Annotated in this window: 17 protein-coding genes; 3 read left to right on the forward strand and 14 right to left on the reverse strand. The window is 68.4% G+C overall.

Annotation, left to right across the window (positions count from 1 at the left end):
- Nucleotides 1-129 precede the first annotated feature (129 nt).
- Nucleotides 130-483 (forward strand): DUF4189 domain-containing protein, encoded by a 354-nt coding sequence (locus JK358_RS15010; protein ID WP_201948019.1) that lies wholly within the window; start codon nt 130-132, stop codon nt 481-483.
- A gap of 129 nt (nt 484-612) precedes the next feature.
- Nucleotides 613-918: a hypothetical protein gene (locus JK358_RS15015; protein WP_232851283.1), complete on the forward strand. Its 306-nt coding sequence runs from the start codon at nt 613-615 to the stop codon at nt 916-918.
- Between the two features lie 114 nt (nt 919-1032).
- On the opposite strand, the gene JK358_RS15020 is transcribed toward JK358_RS15015, so the two are convergent.
- The 5 genes from JK358_RS15020 to JK358_RS15040 all read right to left on the reverse strand — a co-directional run bounded on the left by JK358_RS15020 (nt 1033) and on the right by JK358_RS15040 (nt 6610).
- On the reverse strand, nt 1033-2595 hold the full coding sequence (locus tag JK358_RS15020) for a bifunctional uroporphyrinogen-III C-methyltransferase/uroporphyrinogen-III synthase (protein WP_201948021.1): 1563 nt from the start codon (nt 2593-2595) through the stop codon (nt 1033-1035).
- The gene (gene hemC / locus JK358_RS15025) at nt 2592-3686 is read right to left on the reverse strand and encodes a hydroxymethylbilane synthase (protein WP_201948024.1); all 1095 of its coding nucleotides are present in this window, start codon (nt 3684-3686) and stop codon (nt 2592-2594) included. The genes JK358_RS15020 and hemC overlap by 4 nt, the downstream gene beginning before the upstream one ends.
- On the reverse strand, nt 3683-5137 hold the full coding sequence (locus tag JK358_RS15030) for a glutamyl-tRNA reductase (RefSeq protein ID WP_201948026.1): 1455 nt from the start codon (nt 5135-5137) through the stop codon (nt 3683-3685). The genes hemC and JK358_RS15030 overlap by 4 nt, the downstream gene beginning before the upstream one ends.
- A complete protein-coding gene (locus tag JK358_RS15035) occupies nt 5134-5952 on the reverse strand; it encodes a redox-sensing transcriptional repressor Rex (protein WP_201948028.1) in 819 nt (272 codons plus the stop codon). Before JK358_RS15035 ends, JK358_RS15030 begins: the two co-directional genes overlap by 4 nt.
- A gap of 397 nt (nt 5953-6349) precedes the next feature.
- On the reverse strand, nt 6350-6610 hold the full coding sequence (locus JK358_RS15040; protein ID WP_201948030.1) for a glutaredoxin family protein: 261 nt from the start codon (nt 6608-6610) through the stop codon (nt 6350-6352).
- Between the two features lie 201 nt (nt 6611-6811).
- Here JK358_RS15040 and JK358_RS15045 point away from each other — a divergent pair, with 201 nt between their 5' ends.
- A complete protein-coding gene (locus JK358_RS15045) occupies nt 6812-7759 on the forward strand; it encodes an HAD family hydrolase (RefSeq protein WP_232851355.1) in 948 nt (315 codons plus the stop codon).
- Nucleotides 7760-8046: 287 nt separating this feature from the next.
- Here JK358_RS15045 and JK358_RS15050 read toward each other — a convergent pair whose 3' ends face one another.
- The 9 genes from JK358_RS15050 to JK358_RS15090 all read right to left on the reverse strand — a co-directional run bounded on the left by JK358_RS15050 (nt 8047) and on the right by JK358_RS15090 (nt 17161).
- Nucleotides 8047-9060, reverse strand: a complete 1014-nt coding sequence (locus JK358_RS15050; RefSeq protein WP_201948032.1) for a lysophospholipid acyltransferase family protein — start codon at nt 9058-9060, stop codon at nt 8047-8049.
- Nucleotides 9057-10088: an NAD-dependent epimerase/dehydratase family protein gene (locus JK358_RS15055; protein WP_232851356.1), complete on the reverse strand. Its 1032-nt coding sequence runs from the start codon at nt 10086-10088 to the stop codon at nt 9057-9059. The genes JK358_RS15050 and JK358_RS15055 overlap by 4 nt, the downstream gene beginning before the upstream one ends.
- A 213-nt stretch (nt 10089-10301) precedes the next feature.
- Nucleotides 10302-10403 carry a 30S ribosomal protein bS22 gene (locus JK358_RS15060; RefSeq protein WP_003402602.1) on the reverse strand — a complete coding sequence of 34 codons (102 nt, stop codon included), beginning with the start codon at nt 10401-10403 and terminating at the stop codon, nt 10302-10304.
- Nucleotides 10404-10599: 196 nt separating this feature from the next.
- Nucleotides 10600-10845 (reverse strand): helix-turn-helix domain-containing protein, encoded by a 246-nt coding sequence (locus JK358_RS15065; RefSeq protein ID WP_201948402.1) that lies wholly within the window; start codon nt 10843-10845, stop codon nt 10600-10602.
- Nucleotides 10846-11154: 309 nt separating this feature from the next.
- Nucleotides 11155-11976, reverse strand: coding sequence for a pyrroline-5-carboxylate reductase (gene proC, locus JK358_RS15070; protein WP_201948036.1), 822 nt, complete (start codon nt 11974-11976; stop codon nt 11155-11157).
- A 151-nt stretch (nt 11977-12127) separates the two neighbouring features.
- Nucleotides 12128-13051, reverse strand: a complete 924-nt coding sequence (locus JK358_RS15075) for a thioesterase family protein (RefSeq protein WP_201948038.1) — start codon at nt 13049-13051, stop codon at nt 12128-12130.
- Between the two features lie 143 nt (nt 13052-13194).
- Entirely contained in the window at nt 13195-14118 is a 924-nt protein-coding gene (locus JK358_RS15080; protein WP_307817525.1) for a sugar phosphate isomerase/epimerase family protein, read from the reverse strand.
- 14 nt (nt 14119-14132) lie between these two features.
- Complete coding sequence (locus JK358_RS15085; protein WP_201948040.1) at nt 14133-16169, reverse strand: Rv0497 family membrane protein; 2037 nt, start codon at nt 16167-16169, stop codon at nt 14133-14135.
- The gene (locus JK358_RS15090; RefSeq protein WP_201948043.1) at nt 16166-17161 is read right to left on the reverse strand and encodes a Ppx/GppA family phosphatase; all 996 of its coding nucleotides are present in this window, start codon (nt 17159-17161) and stop codon (nt 16166-16168) included. Before JK358_RS15090 ends, JK358_RS15085 begins: the two co-directional genes overlap by 4 nt.
- Nucleotides 17162-17207: the final 46 nt, after the last annotated feature.

The following is a 17207-nucleotide window of genomic DNA, read 5'->3' on the forward strand; positions in this document are numbered from 1 at the left end:
GTTCCTCCGCGCGTTAACCCGCCCGCCCCCTTTTCGGGTTCGGCCGAAATCCGCGAGGTGCGCCAAACCTCTTGCCGCGCCGGGTGATTGGTCGGGGTGGAAGTTCACACCACATCCGGGGGGATACTCATGAGCAAGTTCGGCTTCGGCCTGTTCGTTTTCGCCGGCCTGGCGGCGACGCTGCTGCCCGGTGCGCCCGCACAGGGGCAGGTCTATTACGGGGCGATGGCCACCGATGCGGAGCGGGGCGCGCTGGGGATGGCGTGGAATCACACGAGCGGGCCGGCGGCCGAGCAGGCGGCGTTGGCGCAGTGCGGCGGGAATTGCACTGTGCTGACCACGTTCACGGCGTGCGGGGCGGTTTCGCATTCGGATATCGCGAATCGCTACACCGGGGGCAACGGGGGAACGCGGGCCGAGGCGGAGGCCGAGTCACGGTGGGATTCGGACTCACGGGTGGTGCGGTCTGTCTGCAACGGGTGAGGGGCGAGCGAGTGGCAAACCTGTTGTGAGCAGCCGATTTTGTCGGTGGCGGCCGGTACAATCGAAGATGTGTTCGAGAGTTCGAGCGGCCACGCCGTTCGAACTCGGATCGCGACGGGAGGATTGGTCGTGCTCACTGCCGTACCCACCATCGACAACGAGGCGGTGCCCAAGAAGGGGGATGTGATCGATCACGCGTGGAAGCCGCTCACCAAGCAGCCGCTCCCCGCGGGACGCCCGCGTTCCTGGTACATCGCCCACAACCGCCGACTCAAGGCCATGCGCCTGGCCATCGCACTGCTCGACGCGGGCACCTTCAGCCCCGATCTGGCGACCAACGAAAAGATCCGGCGCACAGCCGATGCCGTCGGAGTGCACTGGCCCTCCGACGCCACCTGCCGCATGGTCCGCCGGATGATGCAGGCCCAGCGCTGAGTTCGTGGGGATGTATCCCGGCCACCAGCGCCGGGATACCGGAGTCGCGCTGAAATGCGTTGTGCCCCGCACCTGTTGGGGGTGCGGGGCACAACGTTCGTCGGTCGCGGCCTACTACCGGCTGCGGCGGCTCTTCTTGCGCGGCGGGGGCAGCAGGCCCTCGGCGCGCAGGTGGGCGGCGTGCTCGGCGAGGGCCTCGACGAGCGGGCCTACCTGGGCGACCTCGGGCTGTACGTCTACGCGCAGGCCGAATTCGATGGCGGTTTCGGCTGTTTTGGGGCCGATGCAGGCGACGATGGTGCGGGCGTGCGGCTTGCCCGCGATGCCGACCAGGTTGCGGACCGTGGAGGAGGAGGTGAACAGGACCGCGTCGAAACCGCCGGTCTTGATCATCTCGCGGGTCTCCGCCGGGGGCGGGGAGGCACGGACGGTGCGGTACGCGGTGACGTCGTCGATCTCCCAGCCGCGGTCGCGCAGACCCTCGGCCAGCGTCTCCGTCGCGATATCCGCGCGCGGCAGCAGCACCCGGTTGACCGGGTCGAAAACGTCGTCGTAGGGCGGGAAGTCGGCCAGCAGGCCCTCGGAGGACTGCTCGCCCGAGGGGACCAGCTCCGGGTTGATGCCGAAGGAACGCACCTTCTCCGCGGTGGCCTCACCGACGCAGGCGATCTTGACGCCGCTGAAAGCACGTGCGTCCAGGCCGAATTCGCCGAACTTCTCCCACACCGCGCGGACCGCGTTGGTGGAGGTGAAGACGACCCACTGGTAGCGGCCGTCGACCAGGCCCTTCACCGCGCGCTCCATCTGGGCGGGGCTGCGAGGAGGCTCGACCGCGATGGTCGGGACCTCCATCGGGATCGCGCCGTGCATGACGAGCTTCTCGCTCATCTCACCGGCCTGCTCCTTGGTGCGCGGCACCAGCACGGTCCAGCCGTAGAGGGCGCGCGACTCCCACCACGAAGTCTTGGAACGCTTCTCGACCTCTTTGCCGACCGTGACGATCAGCGGGCCCACCATCTCCGACGCCGCGTTGTTCAGCGTGGCGAGGGTGGCGTCGATGGTGCGCTGCTGCCGGGTGGTGCCACGCACGGTCACCGCGACCGGGGTCTGCGGGGCCATACCGTGTTCCACCAGCGCGGAAGCGGTTTCGGCCAGATGGCCGGAAGTCGCGTGCAGCACCAGCGGGCCGGGGGCGGCGGCGACGGCGGCCCAGTCGACCTCACCGCGCACATCCACCTCGGTGTGGCTGGAACCCAGCTCGATACCCGCGTACGCGGGCACGGTGGTACCCGCCGACAGGCCCGGCAGCACCTCGAACATCATGTGCGAGCGGGTGACGGCATTGACCTCCTGGATGACCGAATCGGTGGTCATCGGGTCACCGGACACCAGGCGCACCACATCGAAGCCGTTGCGGGCCTCGGTGATCAGGGTCTTGGCCACCTCGGCGGCGTCACCCAGCGCGGGGCGCACGTCCACGGGACGCTCCCCGTCCGGGCCCGGCTCGACCGCGGTGCCGATCAGGGCGAGCACGCCCTTGTCGACATCGGGATCGGTGAACGCCAGCGTCGCCCGGCCGAGCACCTCGCGGGCCCGCACGGTGAGGAGCGCCGGGTCACCCGGACCGGACCCCACGAAAAGGATCCGACCGGGGTGCTTCTTCGCGGCTCGACTCATCGGTTGTTCTCCATTGGGCTGGGATTGCTGCTGCGGTCGGTTTCCTCTGCCGCCTCTGATGTTGTGGCGCTTGATGTTCCAGCACCTGATCCAGAGACACTGAGCAGGTCGCGCGCCCCCAGCTCCAAGAGCTCACGCGCCAGTGAGCGGCCCAGCTCCGCGGCATCCGCGAGAGATCCGACCGCTGACGCCCGGATCACGTCCGAGCCGTCGATCGCCGCCGCGCAACCGCGCAACGACAACTCCTCCACCACCCGGCCGTCGTCGTCGAGAGATTCGACGACCTCGGCCAGCGCGCCGATCGGCGCGGTGCAGCCGGCCTCCAGCTCGGCCAGCAGCGCCCGCTCCGCGGTGATCGCGGCACGCGTGCCGTAATCGTCGAGGGCGGACAGGATGGTCACCAGTTCTGTTTCCTCGCTACGGCATTCGACAGCGAGCGCGCCCTGCGCGGGAGCGGGCAGCATCTGCACCGGCTCCAGCGCCTCGGTCACGGCGTCGGTGCGGCCGATCCGGGCCAGCCCGGCCCGGGCCACGACCACGGCGTCGAGCTCGCCGTTGGCCACCTTGGAAAGTCGAGTGTCGAGATTGCCGCGCAGCGGCACGATCTCGAGGCCGAGACCCAGCGCGCGCAGCTGCGCGGCGCGCCGGGGCGCGGACGTTCCGATCACCGCACCGGCGGGCAGCTCGCCCAGCACGAGGCCGTCGCGCGCCACCAGGGCATCGCGCGGATCCTCGCGGGGCGGAATGGCGGCCATGGTGAAGCGCGGGTCCGGCGCGGTCGGCAGATCCTTGTACGAGTGCACCGCGATATCGACCGTGCCCGCGGCCAGCTCCTCGCGCAGCGCCGCGGTGAACACGCCGACACCGATCTTCTCGACCGGATCGGAGGACTGGTCACCGGCGGTCTTCACGATCACCAGCTCGGCCTGCTGCCCGGCGGCGATGAGAGTGTCGCGCACGGTTCCGGCCTGGGTCAGCGCCAGCAGTGAGCCGCGTGTGCCGATACGCCACGGGAATTCGGCCGTTCCACGCACTGTCGTCCCTGTCTCGCGCACAGCGTCCTGTGTTTCCTGCACCATCGCTCCGGTCATGCGGTCAGCCCCTTGTCGTCTCCGGGGTGGGAGGGGGTGAAATCGTCGGCGAGCGCGCCACCCTTGGCGGCGATCTCCATGGGCGCGGCAACCGCCTGCGCCGCACCGGGTTTCAGTTCGAACAGCTCACGCAGCGCCTCGGCGTAACTGTCGCCGCCCGGCGTGGACGCCAGCTGCTTCACGCGCACGGTCGGCGCGTGCAGCAGTTTGTCCACCACGCGGCGCACCGTGCGAGCCACCTCTTCCCGCTCACCCGCGGCCAGGCCGGGTAGTCGGGAATCCAGGCGCAGCAGTTCGGACTCGACCACGTCCGCGGCCATCTGCCGCAGTGCGGCGACGGTCGGGGTGACCTCGGCCATACGCTGTCCGGCAAGGTATTTCGCGAGTTCGTCGGCGACAATGGTGCGCGCGGCGGCGGTGTCGTCGGCGGCCGCGCCTGCCGACGGATCGCGCTGCAGCGTCTCCATGTCGATGACCGTCACGCCCGGCAGCCCCGCCACGGCGGGCTCCACATCACGCGGCAGACCCAGATCGCAGATCACCAGGTGCTCGCCGGACGTCTTGGCGGACAGCGCGCGGTGCACATCCGCGAGGGTCACCACCGCGCCGACCGCCCCGGTACAGGTGATGACGATGTCCGCGCTCGCCATGGCGTCCACCATGTGCGACATCTCCAGCGCCTCGGCGGCGACACCGTGCATCTCGGTGGCCGTATTGGCAAGGCGCGCGGCACGTTCCAGCGTCCGGTTCACCACGAGGATGCGGCCGACACCGGCCCGCGCCAGCTGCGCGACCGCAAGCCCGCCCATGGCGCCCGCACCGAGCACCAGCGCGGTACGACCGGCCAGTGCGGAACCGAACGGCGCGACGGTCTCCGTGGTGACGGTCGCCGCCGCCTCCGGGCTCAGCTCCGCCGCGCCCAGGACCGCGCGCGCTCTGTCCAGCGCGACGGACACCACGGAGGCACCCGCACGATCGATACCGGTCTCGGAGTGCACCCGCTTGCCGACCCGCAGCGAATGCTGGGCCAGCTCATGCAACGTGCGACCGGAAGCCTGCTGCGAATCCGAGGCGGCGTAGGCGGCGCGGATCTGGCTCAGCACCTGCTGCTCGCCGACCACCATCGAATCCAGGCCCGAGGCGACGGCGAACAGATGCTCGGCGGCGGCCTCGGCGTAGCGCACATACGCGTGCTTGGTCAGTTCGGGCAGCGGCAGCCCGGAATGCTTGGTCAGCAGTTCGCTGATCTCACCCAGCGCCGGGTGGAAGGCGTCGACCACCGCGTAGATCTCCACGCGGTTGCAGGTGGAGACGATCATCGCCTCGGACACGTGGCTCGAGGCCAGCATCTTGTCGGTGAGCTTGGGCCGGTCGTGCTCGGTGATCGCGACCTTCTCCAGCACCGAAACCGGGGCGCTTCGATGTGAGATCCCGACGAGAAGCACACTCATGGCTGGACCACCGCTCCCTTGCTGGTTGCCTCTTTGCCCGCTGCCGGGCGCCCGGCCGTCTTCGCCGACGACACTGCCGCGTGAGAAGTCTGTATCGGCGCGAGAGCCGCGAGCTCGCCCCCGGCCGCGAGTTCCGCGGCCGATTCGGCATTGCGAGCCAATTCGAAGGACAGCAGCTGCATTTCGACCGCCAGGTCGACGCGCCGCACCTCCACCGTGTCGGGCGCGTCCAGCGCGATCGGCGAGAAGCTCAGAATGCACTGCATTCCGGCGTCCACCAGCAGATCGCACACGCCCTGCGCGGCCGAATCCGGAACGGTGAGAACGGCGATGGTCGGCTGCAGGGCCGCGACCGCCGCGGGCAACTCGGCGACGTCACGCACGGGCAGACCGCCCACCAGCGTGCCGATCACCGCGGGATCGTTGTCGAACAGACCGACCATGGCGAAGCCGCGGCGGCGGAAACCGCCGTAACCGACCAGGGCCCGGCCCAGATGACCCGCGCCCACCAGCACCACGCGATGGCCCTCGGACAGGCCGAGCACATCCTCGATGCGGTCGCGCAGCTTGATCACGTCGTAGCCGACGCCGCGCACGCCGTTGGGTCCGAGGAAGGACAGATCCTTGCGCAACTTGGCCGAACCGACACCCGCCGCGACAGCCAGTTCCTCACTCGATACGATGGCAACAGCGTCGTCGGCGAGCACGGCGAGAACGCGAAGATACGTGGCAAGCCGGGCAACGGTGGCCTGCGGGATGTCCTTCTGCAGAGCCCTGGAGACGCCACCGGTCGGCGTCTCGTGCTGCTCTGTCACGTCGCTTGCGCTCCTCGTCCGGCCGGGGGTAGATGTCCGGGTTCTTTTGTCGACCCGATGCCGTGACCGTGGCTGGGGCGGTCGTTCAGGCGAGGTCGAGTCAGGTCAGGGGCCGCTTCCGCTGCCGTACAAGGCGGGTTGCGTGCCACCACCGTAACCGCTTGTGAAGCCCTGCACAAAGTCGGTGAATTCAGTCACTTTGTACCGGGCTTCAACCCCGGGATTATTCAACCCCCATCAGCACCGACCCGCCTACGCAACACGCTGTGTTTGTTTGCCCTGCGCTTCGCTCCGGGCGGGTTCGCGGCCCGGGGAGTCTCGATTCTTCCCTCCCTCCGCTCCTCCGCTTCGCTCCCCCGCTCCACTCAGTCCAGAATCGAGACGGCCGCGAACCTGGTCAGCGCGCTAAATCGGCGCGGAGGCGGTCTTCGTCGACGTCGAAATAGCTGTGCTCGCGGCTGTCGAGCAGGACCACCGGGAGGCGGTCACCGTATTCGGCGCGGAGAGCGGGATCGGTTGCTGCGGCCTCGTCGACATCGGTGGTTTCGGGGGTGATGCCGAAATCCGCGCAGATGACGCGCAATTGCTCCAGCGCCACCGCGCACAAGCCGCAGCCGGCGCGGGTCAGCAGGGTCACCGTATGTGTGGGGTCGCTCATAACCGCCATTTAACTCTCCGTTATGTCGTTCGCCGTCTACGTCCCGGTCACCCCTGGGCGTTACTGTTGAGTTGTTCGCGCTAACAGGCGGAGGTACTGGTGCCGGAACGATCGAAAGAGGCCGGAACGGGGTCGAAGGACTCACGGACAGGTTTGATCGCGGGACGATTCGGTGAATTCCCGGTTCGGTGGGAGCGGGGCCTGGAGGATCTGCAGGATCGCTTCACCCGCATCACCCGCAGTCCGTTCGGACCCAGCGAGGAAGAGGTCCGCGCCAATCTGGCCGGCGAGGCCAGCGCCGACGCCGCGCTGGCGCTGGTCGACGCCGAGCAGGCGCTGCACGAGGACAACGGGCGTCCCCCGGTTCCGCGAGATCTCACCGCGGCCGCGTTCTTCGACGTGGACAACACCATGGTGCAGGGCGCGTCCATCGTGCACTTCGCGCGCGGCCTGGCCGCCCGCAAATACTTCAAGACCTCCGACCTGGTCGATGTCGCCTGGAAGCAGGTGAAGTTCCGGGTCACCGGCAAGGAGAACACGGCCGATATGGCCTCCGGCAAGGAGAAGGCGCTGTCCTTCATCGCCGGGCGTTCCACCGCCGAACTGGCCGCGCTCGGCGAGGAGATCTACGACGAGATCATCGCCGACAAGATCTGGCCGGGCACCCGGGCGCTCGCGCAGATGCACCTCGACGCCGGGCAGCAGGTGTGGCTGGTGACGGCCACGCCGGTGGAACTGGCACAGGTCATCGCCAAACGCCTCGGCCTGACGGGCGCGCTGGGCACGGTCGCCGAGAGCCACGACGGCGTATTCACCGGGCGGCTGGTCGGCGACATCCTGCACGGGCTCGGCAAGGCGCACGCGGTCCGCACCCTCGCCATTCGAGAGGGCTTGAACCTCAAGCGCTGTACCGCCTACTCCGACAGCCACAACGACGTGCCGATGCTCTCGCTGGTCGGCACGGCCGTGGCGATCAACCCGGACGCGGACCTACGCGAGGTGGCCAAGAACCGGGGCTGGGAGATCCGCGATTTCCGCACCGGCCGCAAGGCCGCGAAGGTGGGCGTGCCCACCGCGCTCGCGCTCGGCGCGGCCGGCGGCGCGGCGGCCGCGGTGATCTCGCGGCGACGGGAGTCCAAGGCAAGCTGACGCGCCGGAGCCTCCGCAGTCGCCTGCATCACACAATTGGGATCGTGTGCACCGGGCCATGTAGTTTCCTGCGCATGAGTTTGTTGCTTATCCCGATCTCGTCCCTCGTCAGCTGCGTCCTCATCGCAGGACTGTTCTCCATCAGCTTCCCCAAGGACTGATTCGGCGAGAAGTACGAACGTGAAACGGCCCGGTCCACAAGGACCGGGCCGTTTCTGTTGCCCCGCAAACCAACTGGCTCACTCGGGGGTTCGGGGGCGAAGCCCCTGAGAGCCCCGAGAGTTGGTTTATCCGGTGAAGGGATTACGCCGCTTCGTCAGGTTTTTGTAGAGGGTGGTCTGAATGGTTTCGCGGACCTGATCGGTGATTTCGAACATGGTCATCGGATCGTCGGCGTCGGCCGGTTCGTACTCGCTCGTCGAGATCGGCTCACCGAATTCGATATGCCACTTCGACGGCAGCGGCAGCGCACCCAGCGGACCCAGATGCGGGAACAGCGGAGTCACCGGGAAATACGGCAGGCCGAGCAGGCGCGCCAGCGGCTTGAGATCGGCCAGCTTCGGATAGATCTCCTCCGAACCCACGATCGAGCACGGAATGATCGGCACACCCGTGCGCACCGCCGCCGATACGAAACCGCCGCGGCCGAAGCGCTGCAGCTTGTACCGATCCGAGTACGGCTTGCCGATGCCCTTGAAGCCCTCGGGGAAGACGCCCGCGACTTCGCCTGCGCGCAAAAGCCTTTCGGCGTCCGCCGGGCAGGCCAGGGTGTGCCCGGCCTTGCGCGCCCAGCCGCCGACCACCGGCAGCTGGAAGATGAGATCCGCGGCCAGCAGGCGCAGCGCGCGCTGCTTGGGATGCCGGTCGTGCACGGCCAGCTGCAGCATCAGGCCGTCCAGCGGGATGGTGCCCGCGTGATTGGCCACGATGAGCGCGCCGCCCACCTCCGGAATGTTCTCGATCCCACTGGTTTCCACGCGGAACCAGAGATCCGACACCGGCCGCAGCATCGGCAGGATCAGGGTCTCCAGCAGGTGCTCGTCGAGGCCGAACTCGTCGACCTGATAGTCGCCGGTCAACCGGCGGCGCGCGAAATCCGCGGTGCGACCGACCCCCTCGGTCACCGCCCCCCTGATGAGTTCACCCAGGGATTTCGGCTGCTGCGCTTCGGTTTCGGCGAGCCGATCGGTCAGCGAGGTGACCGGCTTCAGCACCGGTTCCTCGGGCCAGACGCGCGCCGGGCGATGGCGTGCCTCGAAATCCACGTCGTGAAGTCGAATCACCTTCGCTACGTCGTTCATTGGTGTGCTCCCGTCCCGGCCCCGAGCAGGCCGAGAAGTTTGTTCTCTGCGGCATCGATCCACGCGGGATCGATCACGGGCCGCAACGCTGCGCCCCCTATGAAGTCGTCGAAAGCCTGCACCGTGGTCCAGCGCGGCTCGAAACCGAGTTCGGTGCGCATCCGGGTGGTGTCCAGACCGCAGCCGAAATGGAAGTAGTCGATTTGTTCGGCGGTGAATTCCCGCATCACCGGGCCCATGAAGGTGCGCCCGACCGTGCGGAAAACCGTGTACGGGACCGGCATTTCGATCCGCCCGGCCCGGCGGATCGCCTGCGACAACGCCATGGCGCCGTCCCCGGCCACATTGAAGGTGCCGCCCGGCGCAGCCACCGTGGCATGCGTCAGCGCGGCGATCGCGTCCTCTTCGTGCAGGAACTGCAGCCGCGGATCACGCCCCAGGATGGTGGGCGTCACCGGCGACCGGAAATACTGCACGCCGCGATGAGCCAGCTGCGGTCCCACGATCGGCGGGAAACGCAGGATGGCGGTACAGATATCGGGACGGCGCCGCGCCAGGCCGCGCACGAATCCCTCCACCTCGATCATGTCTTTGGCGAACCAGCCGCTCGGCGGAGTCCGCGCCGACATCTCCTCGGTGAACTTCACGGGGTCCTTGGCGCTGCACCCGTAGACGGCCGAGGACGACCGCACCACTACCCGGCGCACGCTGGATGCCTTGCGGCACACCGCGAAAAGCTGCATCGCGCCCAGGACGTTCATATCCTTCATGGCGGCCCGGCCGCCACCGGCGGGCGGTCGCGACAGTGCCGCGGGATGCACCACCGTGTCCACCTGATTTCCGTCGACCACCTTGCGTATCAACGGATTCCGGATATCGGCTCGAACGAACTCGGCGCGCCCCATGCGGCGCAGCATGTCCGGGCTGGGCTGTTTGGCGTCCACCGCGATGACTCGCTCGATGGCGGGATCGGCCGCGAGGCGGGCCACCACCGTGCCACCGAAGAACCGGCTCGCACCGGTCACCATCACAACCTTGGGCGCCTGCCCGTCCCGGGTCCCTGCCACGCCGGATCCCACTCTCGCAGCCCCCATTTCCGTTATTTCCCGCGCTCCCAGGGTAACCGCCGGACCCGGTGCCGCCGAAGGGTATTAACCAGGATCTAACGATGAGTTCTGTCACCGTAAGAAAAAGGAAAGCCCGCCACCGAAGGTGACGGGCTTCCAGTTACGACCCAGCGTTTACTTGCCGAGTTTGCGACGCTGCACGCGGGTGCGACGAAGCAGCTTGCGGTGCTTCTTCTTCGACATGCGCTTGCGACGCTTCTTGATCACAGAACCCATAGGGTCTTCCTCGGTTTCTCTCGGCGGGTCACCCCCGCTCGCGCGGGGTGTACATTCCTGACCCTGCACAGACCTACCCGGTACGGGCCGATTCGGACCCGACGGCACCACCGGCACGTACAGGATGCCGGTCCATGCTACCGGGCCACTTATCGGCGAACGAAACCGGTGGGCCTGGAGACTCTGGCTTCGACGCCTACCCCGCGTCGAAGTAGGACGTCTCCAGGTAGTCGTGCACCGCCTTGGCGTGCACCCGGAAGGATCTGCCTACCCGCACCGCGGGCAGCTCTCCCGAATGCACCAGCCGGTACACCGTCATTTTGGATACCCGCATCAGATTCGCCACTTCGGCGACGGTGAGGAACTGAGTTCCGCCGCCTATGACGTTCCCTGCGTTGATTGGGCTGTTTCCGGACCTCGCTTGACTGTTTCCAGACATCATCGCGTCACTGACCTCCGGCACGTCCGCGCCGCCGGCTTCCCCACCGGCGGAACAGACACGCACGTGCTCCATGCAGCTTATCGTGACCAGTGGGATTGCTGCGACGGGTGTGAGAAATCAGCCTTTGCTGTGGCGAGTCGGCCCCCCGCAGCAAACCAGCTACTCCCCCGCCTCTCCGCGACTCTTGCGCACGGCTGAGTGCCGCAAACCGCCTCGTACGCGTGGCGCCGGTTGGGTGCCGAACCGATTTTGGTCGTCCCCGGCGAGTTACCCGGCCCGCACGAAATCAGTTGTCACCTGATAAAGACGTTAGTCGGCCAGCGCGCCCTGTTCGGCGGAACGGCGTTTTGCCGCATTCAGCGCCTCGTGGAAGGCCGAACGCACCGCGCCGCGCTCGAGTTCACGCAACGCCGCGGCAGTCGTTCCCGCAGGCGAGGTGACGGCCGCACGCAACTCCACCGCAGACTGGCCGGACTCCTCGAGCAGGGCGGCCGAACCGAGCATGGTCTGCACGACGAGCTGGGTGGCCACATCGCGGGTCAGACCCAGGCCGACGGAGGCGTCGATCATCGCCTCGACGACGAGGAAGAAGTACGCCGGGCCGGAACCCGATACCGCGGTCACCGCGTCCATCTGCGACTCGGAGACGGTGACGACCTTGCCGACCGACTCCAGTACCTCGGTCACCAGGGCCAGCTGCTCCTTGCGGGCGTAGCGGCCGGGCGCGATGGCGCTCATGCCCTGGCCCACCAGCATCGGCGTGTTCGGCATGACCCGCACCACCGGGAAGCCCGCAGGCAGCTTGTTCTCGAAACGCGAGGTGGGCACGCCCGCGGCCAGCGACACCAGCACGGCCTCGCGCTCGCCGTTGGAGAGCTCTACCTTCGCCAGATCGGTCAGCACCGGGTCCACGTCGTTCGGCTTCACCGCGACCACGATGAGATCGGCACCGGTGGCCGCGTCGGCCACCTCGCCGGTAACTCGAATGCCGAACCGCTGCGCCAGCAACTCACCGCGCGCCGCGACCGGCTCCACAACCACCAGATCTTTGACGGCACGCCCGGATTCGAGCAGCCCGGCGATCAACGCCTCCCCGATCCGGCCTCCGCCGATCACCGCAATCCTCGTCATAGGACTCAAGGCTAGCGGTGTACCCACGGTGCGCGTTAAGCCCGTATCCCAAGGCGACAACTGATTTCGTGAGATCCGGGTAACTCACCGGGTACGGCCGGAATCGGATCGGCTCAGACCGCAGGCACGCGTTGTCAACAGGCGACGGCTCTCACTGGTGCGCTGAGGGCTCGGAGAGGCGGGAAGGTATGAGGGCGAGCTGACGACTCTGGGCGACGACGGCTCCGGTGGAGTCGACGACGATCTGGTCCTCGTCGAACATGCGGCCGCCGACTTCGCGGCTGGTGGCGATGACGCGCAGCCAGCCGGGGGCCGGGCGGCGGCGCAGGTAGGTGGTGAGCTGCACCGTTGGGGACCAACCGAATCGGCCGAGGTTGAAGGGGACGGGCGGGCTCATGTCGGCGGCCATCATGGCGAAATAGGCTGCTACGTCAGGGTTTTGCTCATCGCCCGCGCGGGGGCGGATCCACAGCCGCAGGGCCGGGTCGCCCTGTTTGCCGCAGATGAAGCGGGCCCATTTGCCGTCGAGTGCGACCGAGGAGCCCTGGGCCACATGGACCATCTCGCCCATGGGGTTGGAGTCGTCGTAGTGCAGCGCCAGCGGGCCCGGTTCGGCGGTCATGTCGTCGGCGTGATCGGCCGTCCACGCGGGCTCCGAGTCGTCCAGGTGGCTGAACGTGAAGGCGGTGTGGACGAGGGTGCGGCCGTTCTGGATCAGGGTCGAATCCACCAGGCAGATCTGGCGACCGATCTTGCGGATGCGGACCTCGTACTCGACCTCGCCCGGATCGGGTGCGCCGAGGAAGTCGGTGCTGGCCGCGATGGGGAACATGGCGGAGTGATCGGGGGCGGTGCGGCGCAGCCAGGTGGTGGCGGCCGCGGCGCTGCCGGCGACCATGGTGCCGCCGTGCACCTTGGGGCCGATGGTCCAGATCGGGTCGATGACGCCCTGGAAGCGGCCGACGGCCGGGTCGTCGGAGGGCAGGTCGGTCAGGGTGCAGACGCGGGTGAAGGGCGCGTCGTCCGCGAGGTTCGCGGCGCTCGCGTCGAGATCATCGGTCAACTCCACTGTCATCCGCTGGTCCTCTCCGATCGGTCGGTTTGTACAGCGTACAAGCGTGGTACGCGCGTACAAGCCGGTCGTGGGATCAATCACAGGGCAAACGCCGGACGGATGACACGCGAGGCCGGCACGCGCCGGGCAACCCCGGCGGGCGATCAGCCGCGACGAGCGCCGGTCGGCTCCGGCTCGGGCATCGGCGTCACCCCGTTGAGGTGCTTGCGGGCGAAGGTCAGCGCACGGTGCAGCATGGCCGCGCGGGCCATGGTGGTGCGCGCCATCTGGGTGTTCACCTCGATCACGGCCTGACCGTCGAACCCGTTGTGCACCAGCACTTCACAGAGTTCGGCGACAGGCTGGGTGCCCTCGCCGGGGATGAGGTGCTCGTCGGTGGCCGCGCCGCGACCGTCCGCCAGATGCAGGTGGGTGAGCCCGGATCCCATGCGGGAGGCCAACTCCAGCGGATCCATGCCCGCCGTCGCGGTGTGCGAGGTGTCCAGGGTGTAGTGCCGGAACCCCGTATCGGTCGGATCGTAGGACGGGCTGAAAGTGGTCAGGGACGGCCCCGGCCCGCCCCGCCGCTCCAGCCGCTTGATCGACCCCTCACCGCGGAAGAACGAGTCCGCGCGCATCGGGAACATGTTCTCCACGGCGACCGAAACCGGGCTGGTGTCTTCGAGTTCCGCGACCAGCCGCACGAAATTGTCGGCGTAGCGGCGCTGCCAGCGGAACGGCGGATGCACCACCACGGTGGCCGCGCCCAGCGCCTCGGCGGTGTGCACGCTGCGGGTGAGCTTGGCGCTCGGGTCCGACCCCCAGACCCGTTGCGAGATCAGCAGACACGGCGCGTGCACCGCCAGCACCGGCACCCCGTACTTGCGGCTGAAGGACTGCACGGTGGAGATCGACTGGCTGGCCGGTTCGGCCCACACCATCAACTCGACTCCGTCGTAACCCAATTCGGCCGCGTACCGGAACGCGGCCTCGGTGTTCTCCGGATATACCGATGCCGTCGACAGCCCGACGCGGACTTCCCTTCGCCCCGCCCCGTTCTCGATGCCCCCGTGCACGCTGTTCCCCACTGCCCGCTCCCTGCTCAGTTCGTACTGAGTAGAAAGGCTAGCGGTCCGAGCGTCACAAAGACGCCCACGACGACGGCAATCACAGTGCTGAAAATGTCATCGGTGCGACGCAATACGCGAACGAGTGCGACCAGTCCGAGAATCACGATCATCGCCAATGCCAGGGCAACCCACGGGAGCAATTCCCACATGCGTTCAAATCCCTTGAACAGCAACATTCCCGCGATCGCCGCACCCGCGCTCTGGCCGCCCAGAATCATCCATTGACGGCGATTCTCCTCGTCGTCGGACAGGCGGGCGCGACCCGGCTTCGCGGCGCCCGCACGCGCGGACGCGGCGCCGGAGCGGGAAGCCGCCGAGCCGAGGTCGGCGCGCGCGGCGCGGGTGCGCTTCGCGGCGCGGGTGGCCACCGCGGAGAGTCGTCCGACCATCGAGCCACCGCGGTCGTCCGGATGGTCCTCGTGGTCGTCGAAGTCGTCGTGCTCGTCCCGGTCGTCGAGTTCGTCGACCGGTTCGTAGACGTCGGTCAGATGCTCGTCCGGATCCGGCTGTGCCCGATCCGCCCCGCGTCGCCGCGAGCCACCGGCCCGGCGTTTGCCACCCCGTCGCGAATTCTGTTCGGCGCGTTCCTCTTCGCGATCGCGCGCATCGCGTAGCAGATCTCCGGCAACCGTCTCGCCGGACAGCAGCTGCTGATCCTGTTCGGCCAGCGACCACGCGGCGGTCGGCACCGCCGCCTGCTCCGCGCGTTCGGGTGCCGCGTCCGCTGTGGGCGCTTGGCGTCTTCGCGCGGACCACGCGGGCAGGCCGCCGCCGTTGCGGGCGTCCTCACGTTCGTCGCGGCGGGCCGGGGCCGCGCCGTTCTGGGCGGGCTGCTCGCCACGCCAGCCGCGCGTCTCACCGTGCTGCGGCTGATCCTCGGGGTGCCGGTCGCGCCGGGACTGATTGCCCGAGCGCCAGCCCGGGATCTCCCGCGAGGACGGCTTCTCGCGCACCGGCTCCGCGCCCTGCCAGCCCTGTGCCTCCGCGCGCTGGTCGCCGTTCCAGGACGGCGCGTCCGGGCGCTGGTCGCCGCTCCAGGACGGCGCGTCACCACGCTGGTCGCCGTTCCAGGCTTGGGGCGCACCGCGATTGGCCTCGCGGCGCAGTTCCTCGTGCAGGCGGGCCTGCTGTTCGTCCTCGTCGCGGGCCTCGGCCTGCCTGCGCGCCGACCGGGACAGGGGCGCGGCCTGGGTGGGCGCGGGGTCGGGGGTGGTCGGCCAGGCGGGGCCGTCGAGGGGGGCGCGGGTGGCGTCACCGCGGAAGGGGCGGACCTCGGTGGTCTCGTCGTCCGGGTCGAAGCGGCGGCGCCGGCCGCCCTCGCTGGGCGCGCTGGGTGCGGCGGTGCCGTCGATTTCGTCGAGGGAGACGTCGGCGTCGAGCGGATCGGGTTTGCGGCGGCGGCCGCCGCGGGAGGGGGCCGCCGGGGCGGCGTAGCCGTTGAGCGGGTTCGAGCCGTTGAGCGGGTCGACGCGGCCGTTCAGGGGGTCGGCGTAGGCGTCGAGCGGGTCGGCGTGGCCGTTGCGGGCGCGGCGTCCGCCGGTGGGCGGTGTTTCGGTGGGCGGCCACTCGATTCCGGTGGAACCGTAGCCGCCCTGCTGTAGTGACTGATCGGCGCGCTCGGGGTCGTAGTACGAGATCGGTCCGGAGAGCGGTGAATACGAGGGCTCCGGATCAGGTACCGAGTAGGCGGAGTAGTCCGGCTGGGGCTCGGCGGAAGGAGCGGAATAGTCCGAAAAGTTCGAATAATCAGAATAATTCGAGAAGTTCGAAAAGTTTGAAAAGTCCGATTCACCGGAAGCTGGTTCGGGTACCGACTCGACCGGATCGTCCTCCGGGGCCGCGTGGGACCTGCCGCCCGCACGCACCGCCGGAATCTCCCCGGAGAGTTCCGCGACGGAAATGCCGCGGCCACTTCGTCGTCTGCGCCCTCCGCCTGCGGACGGCGCGCCCTGTTGCCCATTCCGCGCCAGTAGTTCGGCGACGGAAAGCTGATTCGCATCCTCGGTCATCGAGACACCGTTTCGATCGGTCCCGGCAGGCCGTCCGCATCGGGACGTCCGGCCAACGGTTCGCTGTCCAGGTCGGTATCAAGTTTTCGCAGGATCAATCCCTCCCGCAGTGCCCACGGGCAGATTTCGAGCGTATCCAGAGACAATGCCCGCATACTCGCCTCCGCGACCAGCGCGCCGGCCACCAGCTGCTGCGACCGATCAGAACTCACGCCCTCCAATTCTGCCCGGTCCGCGGCTGTCATTCTCGAAATAAACGCGATCAGCTGCCGCAGGCCGGAACTGGTGAGAGTACGCCGAACTCGCGGACCCGCAACCGAGGGGGCGGCGCCGGTGAGACGGGCCAGGGATCGGAAGGTCTTGGAGGTGCCCACCGCCAGGTCCGGGCGACCCACCTCGAGCAGCTGTTTCGACGGCAGCACGAGCTCGGCGTCGAGCCAGTCGCGCAGCACCGCCACGCGCCGTTTGCCCGGCGGGTCGTGCTTGAGCCAGTCGCGTGTCAGGCGTCCCGCGCCCAGTTGCAGCGACAGCGCCACATCCGGCACCTCGTCGGCGCCGTTGCTCATCTCGAGCGATCCGCCGCCGATATCCAGATTGAGGATTCGCGCGGCGCTCCAGCCGTACCAGCGGCGCACCGCGAGGAAGGTGCTGCGGGCCTCGTCGGAGCCGGAGAGCACCCGCAGGTTCACCCCCGTTTCCGCGCGCACCCGGGCCAGCACCTGCTCGGAGTTGGTGGCCTCGCGGACCGCGGACGTGGCGAAGGCCATCAATTCCACGCATCCGGAAGTCTTTGCGATACTTGCGAATTCGGCCACAGTCGCGATCAGTCTGGTCGCGCCCGCATGGGTGATGCGGCCGTGGTCGTCCATGTTCTCCGACAGCCGCAGGGCGGCCTTCGTCGAGCTCATGGGCATCGGGTGGCCACCACGATGCGCGTCCACCACGAGCAGGTGGACGGTATTGCTTCCCACATCGAGTACACCGAGCCGCACATAGAACAAGGTACTGGGTGCGTCGCCACTTCAGGCCAGGCGACTG

Source organism: Nocardia acididurans, assembly GCF_016741815.1.
In the GTDB taxonomy this organism is placed as follows: Bacteria; Actinomycetota; Actinomycetes; order Mycobacteriales; family Mycobacteriaceae; genus Nocardia; species Nocardia acididurans.